Annotated in this window: 12 protein-coding genes and 1 pseudogene; 1 reads left to right on the forward strand and 12 read right to left on the reverse strand. The window is 60.4% G+C overall.

What is annotated here, in order from left to right; all coding sequences use genetic code 11:
- From ACXJJ9_RS10960 to ACXJJ9_RS11000, 9 genes are all read right to left on the reverse strand, one after another.
- A partial coding sequence (locus ACXJJ9_RS10960; protein WP_457097218.1) for a hypothetical protein occupies positions 1-186 on the reverse strand: 186 nt, incomplete at its 3' end.
- A gap of 69 nt (positions 187-255) precedes the next feature.
- Complete coding sequence (locus ACXJJ9_RS10965; protein WP_457097219.1) at positions 256-603, reverse strand: hypothetical protein; 348 nt, start codon at positions 601-603, stop codon at positions 256-258.
- A 399-nt stretch (positions 604-1,002) separates the two neighbouring features.
- Positions 1,003-1,407, reverse strand: a complete 405-nt coding sequence (locus ACXJJ9_RS10970) for a DUF6896 domain-containing protein (RefSeq protein ID WP_457097220.1) — start codon at positions 1,405-1,407, stop codon at positions 1,003-1,005.
- A 457-nt stretch (positions 1,408-1,864) separates the two neighbouring features.
- Positions 1,865-2,089 carry a DUF7661 family protein gene (locus tag ACXJJ9_RS10975; RefSeq protein ID WP_457097221.1) on the reverse strand — a complete coding sequence of 75 codons (225 nt, stop codon included), beginning with the start codon at positions 2,087-2,089 and terminating at the stop codon, positions 1,865-1,867.
- A 557-nt stretch (positions 2,090-2,646) separates the two neighbouring features.
- A complete protein-coding gene (locus tag ACXJJ9_RS10980; protein ID WP_457097222.1) occupies positions 2,647-3,312 on the reverse strand; it encodes a hypothetical protein in 666 nt (221 codons plus the stop codon).
- A gap of 545 nt (positions 3,313-3,857) precedes the next feature.
- The gene (locus ACXJJ9_RS10985; RefSeq protein WP_457097223.1) at positions 3,858-4,241 is read right to left on the reverse strand and encodes a YbjQ family protein; all 384 of its coding nucleotides are present in this window, start codon (positions 4,239-4,241) and stop codon (positions 3,858-3,860) included.
- 435 nt (positions 4,242-4,676) lie between these two features.
- Positions 4,677-5,297: a hypothetical protein gene (locus ACXJJ9_RS10990; protein WP_457097224.1), complete on the reverse strand. Its 621-nt coding sequence runs from the start codon at positions 5,295-5,297 to the stop codon at positions 4,677-4,679.
- 71 nt (positions 5,298-5,368) lie between these two features.
- On the reverse strand, positions 5,369-5,668 hold the full coding sequence (locus tag ACXJJ9_RS10995) for a hypothetical protein (RefSeq protein WP_457097225.1): 300 nt from the start codon (positions 5,666-5,668) through the stop codon (positions 5,369-5,371).
- 74 nt (positions 5,669-5,742) lie between these two features.
- Complete coding sequence (locus tag ACXJJ9_RS11000) at positions 5,743-6,105, reverse strand: hypothetical protein (protein WP_457097226.1); 363 nt, start codon at positions 6,103-6,105, stop codon at positions 5,743-5,745.
- Positions 6,106-6,669: 564 nt separating this feature from the next.
- Here ACXJJ9_RS11000 and ACXJJ9_RS11005 point away from each other — a divergent pair.
- Positions 6,670-7,675 (forward strand): annotated as a pseudogene (locus ACXJJ9_RS11005) (integron integrase).
- Positions 7,676-7,756: 81 nt separating this feature from the next.
- Here the strand turns inward: ACXJJ9_RS11005 and ACXJJ9_RS11010 are convergent.
- The 3 genes from ACXJJ9_RS11010 to ACXJJ9_RS11020 all read right to left on the reverse strand — a co-directional run bounded on the left by ACXJJ9_RS11010 (position 7,757) and on the right by ACXJJ9_RS11020 (position 11,410).
- Positions 7,757-9,574 (reverse strand): DUF885 domain-containing protein, encoded by a 1,818-nt coding sequence (locus ACXJJ9_RS11010; RefSeq protein WP_457097227.1) that lies wholly within the window; start codon positions 9,572-9,574, stop codon positions 7,757-7,759.
- 263 nt (positions 9,575-9,837) lie between these two features.
- Positions 9,838-10,572, reverse strand: coding sequence for a queuosine precursor transporter (locus tag ACXJJ9_RS11015; RefSeq protein WP_457097490.1), 735 nt, complete (start codon positions 10,570-10,572; stop codon positions 9,838-9,840).
- Positions 10,573-10,726: 154 nt separating this feature from the next.
- Positions 10,727-11,410 (reverse strand): DUF502 domain-containing protein, encoded by a 684-nt coding sequence (locus tag ACXJJ9_RS11020; protein WP_457097228.1) that lies wholly within the window; start codon positions 11,408-11,410, stop codon positions 10,727-10,729.
- Positions 11,411-11,436: the final 26 nt, after the last annotated feature.

An 11,436-nucleotide genomic window follows, 5' to 3' on the forward strand; every position in this document is an offset into this window, starting at 1 on the left:
TAACGAAAAGAGAATAGCAGCGGGGGCAAAGTAAATGACGGCGATAACAAGGCCGTATGCGCCAGCGTCTACGGCGGTCGAGATGTTGCCGTGACGATAGAAGAGAACGAATAGACAGGCGAATACAGCGGCAGCGCTGACATCTAGCCATGCGGCTTTACGTGCAGATTGGGTGCTCTGTCCCATGCGGCCTAACGCCTGAATTAAGCCGAGCCGCGAAGCGGCTTCGGCTTGAATGAATTGTTAGGCTGCTGCCTAGGCAACAACCGCCTTTACCCGAACCGGCCTCAACATGTCCTCCGCATCTTGAAGGCTGTGGCGAGCGGGAGTGATTTCTCCCGCCTGGAACAGGCTGCGCGAATTGGCGAACTCGGCGCGAAGCTTAGAGATCATTGCGACAACAGCAGGCCGCCCATCAAGCTCCTCAATCCGCTTGAGCCCAAACTCAAGACAATCAAACGCCAGATCAAGATCCATCTTGTCCTCGGCGGGAAAGTCTGGAGCGTGATTCACCATGTAGGCAAGATGCTCAAAAATCTCTTGCTTGGATTTGCATCCAATCCTTTCGATGCGGTATGCCCGCCTTTTCCAGAACTTCCACATGCTGGGAATCCCAAGAGCGGCCTAACGCCTGAATTAAGCCGAGCCGCGAAGCGGCTTCGGCTTGAATGAATTGTTAGGCGCCACGGTAAGTGGCGAAGCGGGCGAGTGCAACGGCCCCCGGCGAGATCGGGAGCAAGGAATCAGTCTGCGATCCGGGGAGAGTGTGGGGCCGGAACACCGGAGCCGATGGCGCCGCATCTCCGGGGAGAGATGCCGCCGGGGCGATTGCTTGCCGGAGCGCGGACTGACCGAAGGCCAGCGGCGCGAAAGCATTGCATCGAATGCGGGCTGTGGGGCTTTCCCGGTGACTGTCAGCGACAGCGAGCTGCTATCGATTGCACCCACGCCTAACGCCTGGATTAAGCCGAGCCGCGAAGCGGCTTCGGCTTGAATGAATTGTTAGGCCGCATCCGCGATGTAATGAAGGATGTAGCCTGAGAAAACCAGCGACCCCGCCGCCACCTCTGCTTTGAAGCACTCCTTGAGTTCAGCCTCACTTGCAAAGCCGTACTCTCGCAGCCGAGAACCAGCAAAGCCAACTAGTCGCCAGGCATCGAATCCATCGATCTGGCCGCGCTCCCCGAAATCGAAGTCGACGGATCCGCCTGGCAATTGGACCGCACAGCCAAAGCCGTGTTTAAAGTATTGAATGTCGCCGGTGAGTTTGCCACGGTGCGGAATATCAGCACTCACCCAGTCAGTGGGTGACGCAGGGAGAGGTATGCCGGACTCCTCCATAAGCTGGACGGCAGCGCGGACGCTGGCTTGATAGTCCGAAATTAGGCGTGCGAGATTCTGGTTCATGCGGCCTAACGCCTGAATTAAGCCGAGCCGCGAAGCGGCTTCGGCTTGAATGAATTGTTAGAGCTCACCCCTTGCAACTGAGGAGAGGACTGACACTCCGACCAAAGCCATGAGAGCCACGGCAATTGGAAAGGAGTGCTTGATCAATTGGTTGTACCACCTCTTCTTTTCATTCTCAGAAAGCAGCAGAAGATATGCCTTTACGTACCGCCTCTGACCGAAGTTAAAAGATGCGTCGGCACCAATGCGTAGCCCATTTTTGTCAAGTCTTCGCAAGATGAAAGTGAAATAGAGGACGTTGAACAGAGTTGTGAAGAGAATGAACGCAGCGAGGCTAACAACAACGAGCGGATTAGTTGGCATCGTGAGCTCTAACGCCTGAATTAAGCCGAGCCGCGAAGCGGCTTCGGCTTGAATGAATTGTTAGACCGTGGCTGCCACACCTCGGCCAGCGTGGCTAAGGTAGCACTCGTACTTGATTATGCCGAGGCGTCGCAATCTCGTGAAAGATATCCGCAAGGTATCCAGGGATCTCGTCACGCGACAGATCAGACGGGATGGAGATATCCGCAGGACGACGTTTGCCATCAGGGCCTAAAAGAAAGAGCGACCAGCGGCCATGAGCCTGTACGGCTGTCATGCGCCGCCCGAACACATCAAGTCGCAGTTCACTTGTTTCCACGGTCTAACGCCTGAATTAAGCCGAGCCGCGAAGCGGCTTCGGCTTGAATGAATTGTTAGGCGCAGAGCCTGCGATACAACATATCCGCACTACTTGCTCCGCACCAACCGATAAGGAAACGTAAGTCGTCTGCCTGCCCCAGGCTGGGAACTAATGGGCGCTTGAACCGTCCGACCAGGTGCGTTGTGCCCTCATAGAGATCATGCCAGAGCGCCGTAACGGCTTGACCAAAAGCGTACGGCTCGTACTCATCCGCGGCGAGCATTTCGACGTACCGGCGGAGAAGGCCTGTGGGGTCTACCGAAGGATCTTGGAGCCGGCTCGCCCGCAGGAAGCGCGCCAAGGTAACGATGTTGCCCCCGGTGAGAGCCCACCTGATGGGCAGCCAGCCCGTTTCCGGGACGTTGACTAACGACGGATCGTCGGCAAGGGTCGATTCAATGCCCTCCAGATCGTGACGAACTATGGCGCGGGTTAGCGATGTCATGTCCGTTGCGCCTAACGCCTGAATTAAGCCGAGCCGCGAAGCGGCTTCGGCTTGAATGAATTGTTAGGTATCAACGGATTGCCTCCGAGTTCCCAAAGCTCAGCACCTGGCCAGTGTTGGCGTGTATCTCGAGCTTTTTGCTCGTAATGACCAATCCGTCGTCGGAAATCTCCTCAACGAAGCTCCAAACAAAGGCATCCGCCTCCTTGTTGTAACCGATCTCGGCAACAGCTTTGTCAGGGGCAAACCCCTGCGCAATGGCCAGCTTAAAAGCGCTCTCCAGTGAAATCAGGTTGAGCTTAGTTGGATCGCATGTAACACAAGGGATGTCTATCTCCTTAATGACGCTGCCGTCTTCCCGTAGCTCAATCTGCGCGGTATATGAACCTATTCCAATTTCCTTCATGCGGAATTCGAAATTGAGAACGTAGGCGGGGACTTCCCATTGGTAGTCCTTCGAGTCCGGCTCCATTTGAAGCAACTTGGCGAAATCTATGATTTGACCGCCAGCAAATCGCAGGCGACTGTAGAACGAATCGCCCAATCGGTCCTTGAGATGGGCAACAAGACGCTCTCCAGTAGCAAGCGGGACTTCAGCTAAGGATTCAGGCTCAACCGGTTCATAGCTGCCGAAATAAATCGAGCCAGCACCTTTTGATACAGGCGCTGGTCCGCGGATTGCGGCGAAGCCGGGGACCGCCAGAAAGAGAAGGCAAATTGCTAGGAATGTTTGCATTGATACCTAACGCCTGAATTAAGCCGAGCCGCGAAGCGGCTTCGGCTTGAATGAATTGTTAGGGCTCAACCAAGCGAAACGAAGTGCCCTTTGTGGCAAACGTTTGGCCGAACGTGTATGCCCCTTGTGGGTCCTTAGCATAGGGGACGTAGACGGCAACTGTCTCGCCAGAGGTGTGCGCTAACCGAACACATATTGCATCTGACTTTTCAGTCTGCCCCGGGGGAACAACGTACATATCCAAGCAGACACCGGCTGCTCGAATCGTGCCGCCAGAGGCAGAATCCCTAAAAGCGCTTTGCAGAAACTCCACCAATTCTGCGGATGCTGGGTGCTCAGTACCAAGGTATCCAGAGGCCTGAGAAATCTCCCCGCTCGGATCCATAGAAACTCCGAAGGGAATGAACTCCCCATGTGAGATAAGCATGTACTCGGCAAAGCCGAGCGCCTGGTTAAACAATTGGTCGAGATCTGGTGATGCCACTATTGAGCCCTAATGCCTGAATTAAACCGAGCCGCGAAGCGGCTTCGGCTTGAATGAATTGTTAGGCGCCGTGCGGCTCGGCAACAACCGCTGTGCCATAACACAGCACCTCCGTAAGACCGGGCATGAGTTCGGTGGCGTCATACCGAACAGCAATAATGGCGTTGGCGCCTAGCTGTCTGGCGTGCAGCACCATATCTCGATAGGTCTCGTAGCGAGCCTGTTCGCAGAGCTCCGTGTAAATGGTGATATTGCCGCCGAATAGGGTCTGCAGGCCGCCAAGAAAGTTGCCAACGATCGAGCGGGATCTGACTGTAATGCCGCGCACGAGGCCAAGGTTGCGAGCGATCCGGTAACCAGGGAGCTCTAGTGCCGTCGTAACCATCGAATCATTCAGAGGTGAAATCGCCGGACGGACTGCCGAGGAATTGTATGGATCAGTCATTGGTTTTCCTTGATCAGGCGCCTAACGCCTGAATTAAGCCGAGCCGCGAAGCGGCTTCGGCTTGAATGAATTGTTAGGGCCCACACCGAGGCCCCTCAATGACCGGCTCATATTTGCCGAGCGCGGACGTGACCGCRGCATTGCCAGAGTAGCGTCTCTTGAGCGCGGCCAATCTACGGTCCGTGCCGGAGCAGTAGATCTCCAAGCTCTCTTCAACAAACGCGCGGCGCTCCACCTGGTCCGGCGAATCGCCTTCGGTTGGTTCGCCGCGAAAATGATCGCAAGCATCTCGCTCTACGACAAACGCCTCAACGTCCTGAGGAAGCTGGGGCTGGGGCGTTGCCGTGAGAGCAAACAGGAGCAGGAGAAGATTCATGTGGGGCCTAACGCCTGAATTAAGCCGAGCCGCGAAGCGGCTTCGGCTTGAATGAATTGTTAGGCATCGCAAAGCCCACGGAGCTTGAGCAGCGCTTGTGCATGCCTTTCAGAAACCAAGCCGACGGTTGGATGATAGCGGAACCCCGAGTGATCCAATGCCGCCGCCTCTAATGCGGCTTTGGCCTCAACGCGCGCGGCGGACGGGTCGCTCTTAGCCAAGATAACTGCCCGGGCAGTATGGTGCTTGAAGCGATCTACGGGGAACATGAGGCGTTTCTCAGACTCAGATAGCATTGCAATAGCTTGGTCAAAGCGATTGGTAATGCCATTGAGTGCAATCTGATACGGCAGGTCTAAGGAAGCTCCGGTACGCAGGTTGGGGAAGGCCCGCTCGCGCTCCAGCGCCGCCTCATAAGACTGGATGGCTGAATCAATATCACCAAGCGCGAGGTAGGCGGTCGCCCGGTCTACGTGCGCTTGGGCGTGATCGAAGTCATCGCCGAGTGCGAAATACCTATCTAGGAGCTCTAGCGCAACCCGAGGGTGGCTACGGGCAAGAGTGCACGCCTGTATGCGTAGGTACTGGCTCTTTTGACGAGCGCGCTTCAGCTTCTGGTCAAAGGCAACTGCAATGGCTTCATTCCAGTCTGCATTTCGAAACCACGAGTCATCTGCCATGCGATACCTAACGCCTGAATTAAGCCGAGCCGCGAAGCGGCTTCGGCTTGAATGAATTGTTAGGCCTCAGCCTACTCGATGGAGATAGGTATTTGCTTGGCAAGCCCGGCCTCCTCCACGAACGTCAGTACCCAATCTAGGTGCGGCTGATCGAAGGACAGGTACTCGCCATTTTGAAGCGTGAGGACCACGCACCCATAGTGCGGCTGGAATATTTCTTTGACTTGCCCCGAGGTAATCAAGGTCTTGGCCTGCTCAAGCGGAATCAGCTCGACAGGAATGGCCGGCGCAGTGCTCTGGACGGGCGCCGAACTACACCCGCAAATGGCTAGTGAGAGAACAAGCGCGCAGGTGGCGAGAAGTCTTGTCATGAGGCCTAACGCCTGAATTAAGCCGAGCCGCGAAGCGGCTTCGGCTTGAATGAATTGTTAGACGTGCTGCCCACTTACCTTGCGCGCCGGCGCCATGCAAAGAACAGAAAGAACAGCCCTAGAACCAGCCCCGTGACAAGGCCCAGCAAGCCAACCTCTATCAGTTCTGGATGGCCTAGGGCGTAAGCCAGCAAGACAAAGGCGCCGGCAAACGCAAGAAGCGACCATTCCCCCAGGGACAAGACAGTACGAAGAACCAAAGCCGGAACCGCCACGGAACAAAAAACCATCACCGAAATAACGTAGCAGAGAGCGCCAGCCGCCCACGCGCCCCGCAAGGGTCCGTGCTGAATGATCTTGGCAGCGAACACCAGAGCAATCAGCGCAATGAAGGGCCAGTTGCCCTTTAGCCAGTTTCCGGTTGCCTTGAAAGCCATCTGCACGTCTAACGCCTGAATTAAGCCGAGCCGCGAAGCGGCTTCGGCTTGAATGAATTGTTAGGCGGCTCAGACACCCGAACAGCCTGGGAGCGTTACCGCCGAGCTCAAGAATTGGAGCACGAAGGCGAGTGCCGCGTCAGCTAGTGCCCCAAGTACAAGGCGCCATGAGCGATTAAGCCAAGCTGCAACTAGCAGCGCCGATGCGGCGACAAGGCCAAGGCCAAGGCTGGCTAGGAAGGCCAACGGTCCGGGCATCCCGCAGAGATACAGGTTCGCCAATGCGATCCCGGCGCAAAACGACACCAACGAAGTGCCCAAGCAGAACCAGGCAACCGCTTTTGTAAGTCTCAGTGAACTTTCCATGCCGCCTAACGCTTAGTAGACCACAAAAACAGGGATATGGACGGGATATTCACGTTGATCCTGTGTGGGCGTCAAGGGAGAAATCCTATCGAAGGTCACTGACTTATCTGACCCCGCCTTGCACGCGTGGCGCGCATGATTGTCTGTGCATATCTGACGATACGAGGCGCTATGTTTTATTCCTTGCAATCCGCGGTAATGCGATTCGGTTTCCGGGTCCGGGAGCCAGAGGCGGATGGAAGGGGTAGTGGACCGCGGTTGTTCGATGAGGTGTGTCGGGTGTTGCGGGTGAAGCACTACAGCATGCGTACCGAAGTTGTGTACCTGGGTTGGATTCGCCGCTTCATCCTGGTCAATGGCCGGCGACATCCGCGTGCGATGGGGGCGCCGGAGGCGGAGCGGTTCCTCTCGTCGCTCGCGGTGGATGGGCAGGTGGCGGCCAGTACCCAGAACCAGGCGTTGTCGGCGTTGCTCTTCCTCTACAAGGAGGTGCTCGGCATCGAGCTGCCCTGGATGGAGGACGTGACCCGGGCGAAGCGGCCGCGGCGGCTGCCGACGGTGTTGTCGCGGGGGGAGGTGCAGGACCTGCTGGCCGCAGCTCGATGGGCGGCCGTGGCTGTTGTCCAGCCTGCTGTACGGCACCGGGCTGCGGTTGATGGAGTGCCTGCGCCTGCGAGTGAAGGACGTCGATTTCGCGCGCAATGAAATCACGGTGCGCGATGGCAAGGGGAGCAAGGATCGGCGGACCGTATTGCCGAAGACATTGGTGGAGCCGCTGCAGCGCGAGGTGGAGCGGGCGCGGGCGCTGCATGCGGCGGATCTGCAGCAGGGCCTGGGCGGTGTGAACCTGCCGCACGCGTTGGCGCGGAAGTATCCGAATGCGGAACGCGAATTCGGCTGGCAGTACGTGTTTCCGTCGCCCCGACGCGCGATCGACCCACGCGATGGCGTGGAGCGCCGGCATCACTTCGATGACGGCACCTTGTCGCGGGCGTTGAAGGCGGCGTGCAAGCGCGCCGGGATCGTGAAGCCGGTGTCCGCGCATACGCTTCGGCATTCGTTCGCGACGCACATGATCGAAGCCGGCTACGACATCCGCACCGTGCAGGAACTGCTCGGCCACAAGGACGTGGCGACGACGCAGATCTACACGCATGTGCTCAACCGCGGGGCGGGTGGGGTGGTCAGCCCGCTGGATCGCTGAAACGATCCAGCAACGAAAAGGGCCGGCAATTGCCGGCCCTTTGGTCTCGCGGTGGAGCGCGGCGCGGCGCGCCGTGTCCGGTCAGCCCTTCTTCGTCGCGATCCAGCGGTCGATCTTGTCCTCCAGCACCGACAGCGGCACGGGGCCGTCCTTGAGCACTTCGGCGTGGAATTCGCGGGGATCGAAGCCGTCGCCGAGCGCCGCGCGTGCCTTGTTCTTCAGTGCCTGGATCTTGAGTTCGCCGATCTTGTAGGCGGTCGCCTGCGACGGCCAGGCGATGTAACGCTCGGCCTCGGCGGTGGCATCGGTCTCGCCGGCCGCCGAGTTGTCGAGCATGTACTTGATCACCTGCTCGCGGGTCCAACCCTTGCTGTGCAGGCCGGTGTCGGTCACCAGGCGGATGGCGCGCCACAGTTCGTTCTGCAGGTAGCCGAAGTAGTCGTACGGGGTCTCGTAGACGCCCAGGTCCTTGCCCAGCGACTCGGCGTACAGGCCCCAGCCTTCGGCATAGGCGGTATTGCCGCCGAAGCGACGGAACGCCGGCACACCCTGGAGCTCCTGCTGCAGCGCGATCTGGAAGTGATGACCGGGGATGGCTTCGTGCAGGAACAGGTCTTCCGCGTCCCATTGCTTGCGCGAGGGCAGGTCATAGGTGTTGACGTAGAAGATGCCCGGGCGCGTGCCGTCCTCGCTGGGGCCCTGGTACTCGCCGCCCGCTGCGGACTTGGCGCGGAACGCCTCGACCGGGCGGATCTCGAAGCCTGCCTTGGGCAGCAGCGAGAACTGCGTGGGCACGCGCGCGTTGATGCGCGCTTCCAGGCTGCGGAAGTACGCGAGCAGGGCGTCCTCGGACTTGAACTCGAACTTCTTGCTGGTGCGCATGGACTTGAAGAAGTCCTGCAGCGAGCCCTTGAAGCCGACCTGCTGCATCACCCCACGGATCTCGCCGTGGATGCGCGCGACTTCATCCAGGCCGATCTGGTGGATCTGCGCCGGGCTCAGGTCGGTGGTGGTCGTGGTGCGGACGTTGAAGGCGTACCACGCCGCGCCGTTGGGCAGCTTGTCCATGCCGACGGTGTCGCGCGTGGCCGGGAGGTAATCCGTGGCGATGAAATCACGCAGCTTGCGGAACGACGGCATGATCTGCTGGCCGATCATGTCGCGGTAGGCCGCGGTCAGGCGCGTCTTGTCGGCTTCGCTGAAGTCCTTGGGCATCTTGGCGATCGGGCCCCAGAACACGCTGTCCTCGGGCTTGGCCTTGATGATGGCGTCGTACTGCGGCACCACCTTGATCATCAGCGCGCGCGGTTGTACGACGCCGGCCTGCATGCCTGCGCGCATGTCGGTGATGATGCTGTCGACCAGCACCGGGATGCGGTTGCCGCGCGCCAGCCAGTTGTCGTAGTCCTTGACGGTCTTGAACGGCTGCGCGCCGGTGCCGGCGCCCAGCTGTGCGGTGAAGGTGGCGATGCTGCCCATCTGGTCGACCGGCAGCATCCAGCCGGGGTACTGCTCGCCTTCCAGCGAATTCTTCGCGTCGCGCACGAAGATCTGGTAGCTGACCAGGTCCTGGCCGGTGAGCCCATCCGGGCCGATCGCCTGGATCTGGTCGAGCCAGCGCTGGGTGAAGTCGTGGGACTGCTGGCGGAACTGCGCGGAATAGAAGTCGGGCAGCTGGTCGTTGTAGCGCGGGTCACCCTGGAAGGTGGCCTGGACCGGATTGAGCTGCAGTGCTTCTTCCCAGTACTGCGCGTACAGAGCATCCAGCTGCGCGGCCTTGTCCTGGGTGGCCGCCTGCGGTGCGGCGGTCGGAACGGGCGCCTCGGCGACGGGTTTGCCGGCGCAACCAGCGAGGGCGGTCAGCAGGGCAGCGGAAAGGACAAGCGGGCGCAGGGTCATGCAGGCTCCGGGAGATTGGTTGATCCCGCAGCATGGCCGATCCGCGCTGCCTGCGACCCGGTCGGAAGTCATGGGGCCCCGCGACGGGACTCGCATATCGGGATGTCGAGCGCGCCGCCGCGCGTGGGGCGCCGCGACAGGACTCGCATATCGGGATGTCGAGCGCGCCGCCGCGCGTGGGGACAGCCGGCTATTGGCTTTTGCGGAACGAGTTGCCTGATGCGCCCCCAACGCACGGGAACGTATGGCTACCGGTTCAAGCCCTATTGCGCCGCCTCAAGCCGCAACTGCTCCGCGCGCGCTTCGCCCAGGTAGCCGGTAATCGCGCGCCGCATCACGTACAGCAGCGGGATCATCACCACCGCCGCCAGCATCTTGTAGCCGTAGTTGACCGTGCTGACGGCCAGGAACAGCGAGGTCGGCCAGTGCTGCGGACCGATCACGAAGGCGATGTAGAGGACGACGAAGCTGTCGACCAGCTGCGACACCGCGGTCGAGCCGGTCGCGCGTAGCCACACATGCTTCTCGCCGGTGACGTCGCGGATGCGGTGGAACACCGCGACGTCGATCAGCTGCCCCAGCATGAACGCCACGAGCGAGCCGCCGATGGTCCACAGTCCCTGGCCGAACACCGCGGCGAATGCGGCCTGGTAGTCGGCCACGCCCTGCGGCTGGGCAGCCTTGACCCACCAGTCCGCCGGTGCCAGCGAAATGGCGGCGAAGGCGAAAAGGAAGCCATAGGCGATCAGGCCGGCGGCGAGCCAGGAAATCAGGCGCACGCCACGGCGGCCGTAGAACTCATTGACGACGTCGGTCATCAGGAACACCACCGGCCACAGCAACGTGCCGGCGGTGAAGGAGAGCGAGCCGCTCTGGCCGAACAGGTTCCACTGCAACGGCGCGATGCCCAGGGTGTCTTCCAGCGCGAAGATCTTGACGCCGATGAATTCGGCCAGCACCGCGTTGACGCAGAAGAAAGCCGCCAGCATGACGAACATGTGCACGGCGCGGTCGTCGAGGAGGCGGCTCACGGGGGCGGATAGTGCTGGCGAACTTGCGTCATTCACTCGTGTGGTCCTCGGCCTGCGCGCGTCGTTCGCAGTGGTTGTTTGCCATGGCCGGCCGCTGCGGCGGCATCAGCCGCGTCGTCGATCAAACGTTGTCGCGCCGCGGCGGCGTGAACGGAATCGTATCCGGCGATACCGCGCCACCGGAAATGATGAAGCTCATCGCCTGGTCGACGGTCCAGTCGGTCGGCGTGATCTTCTCCACGGGCACTATCTCGAGATACCCGGAGGTGGGGTTCGGGGTGGTCGGCACGTACACGGCGGCGAGTTCGCGACCGGTGCCGTGCTCGTGCATCACCTTGGTGACGAAGCCGAGCGTCTTCATCTCGGTATGCGGGAAGTCGATCAGCACCACGCGCTGGGTGCCGTCGGGCTTGGTCTGCAGGATGTCGAGCAGCTGGCGCGCGCTGCCGTAGATCGTGCTGGCGAGCGGGATGCGGCGGATCAGCGCCTCGAACCAGCGCAGCATGCGTTGGCCGATGACGATGCGGGCCATCACCCCGGACAGGAGGATCACCGCCAGCGTCGCCAGCAGGGCCAGCGCGGTCTGCACCCACGGCTCGGCGATCCAGCCCAGGGTCTGCGGCGATGTCGCGGCGAGCCCCTGCAGCAGCGGGCCGATCAGCGGCTGGCTGATGCCCGAGAGCAGGACGAACACGAACTTGATCACTACCCACGTCAGCCAGATCGGCAGCAGGGTAAGCAGGCCGGTAAGGAAGAGACGCTGGAAGCTGGGCCGCTGCGGGCCGGGACGGGGAGTCGTGGTCATGCCACATTGTAGGCGCAGCGTTGGCG

The organism is Lysobacter sp. P5_B9 (assembly GCF_054049835.1).

What these genes read in the sequence shown, in the direction of transcription:
- ACXJJ9_RS10965 (WP_457097219.1), bottom strand. Translation starts at nt 603, where the DNA reads ATGTGGAAGTTCTGGAAAAGGCGGGCATACCGCATCGAAAGGATTGGA.
- ACXJJ9_RS10970 (WP_457097220.1), bottom strand. Translation starts at nt 1,407, where the DNA reads ATGAACCAGAATCTCGCACGCCTAATTTCGGACTATCAAGCCAGCGTC.
- ACXJJ9_RS10980 (WP_457097222.1), bottom strand. Translation starts at nt 3,312, where the DNA reads ATGCAAACATTCCTAGCAATTTGCCTTCTCTTTCTGGCGGTCCCCGGC.
- ACXJJ9_RS10985 (WP_457097223.1), bottom strand. Translation starts at nt 4,241, where the DNA reads ATGACTGATCCATACAATTCCTCGGCAGTCCGTCCGGCGATTTCACCT.
- ACXJJ9_RS10990 (WP_457097224.1), bottom strand. Translation starts at nt 5,297, where the DNA reads ATGGCAGATGACTCGTGGTTTCGAAATGCAGACTGGAATGAAGCCATT.
- ACXJJ9_RS10995 (WP_457097225.1), bottom strand. Translation starts at nt 5,668, where the DNA reads ATGACAAGACTTCTCGCCACCTGCGCGCTTGTTCTCTCACTAGCCATT.
- ACXJJ9_RS11000 (WP_457097226.1), bottom strand. Translation starts at nt 6,105, where the DNA reads ATGGCTTTCAAGGCAACCGGAAACTGGCTAAAGGGCAACTGGCCCTTC.
- ACXJJ9_RS11010 (WP_457097227.1), bottom strand. Translation starts at nt 9,574, where the DNA reads ATGACCCTGCGCCCGCTTGTCCTTTCCGCTGCCCTGCTGACCGCCCTC.
- ACXJJ9_RS11015 (WP_457097490.1), bottom strand. Translation starts at nt 10,572, where the DNA reads ATGTTCGTCATGCTGGCGGCTTTCTTCTGCGTCAACGCGGTGCTGGCC.
- ACXJJ9_RS11020 (WP_457097228.1), bottom strand. Translation starts at nt 11,410, where the DNA reads ATGACCACGACTCCCCGTCCCGGCCCGCAGCGGCCCAGCTTCCAGCGT.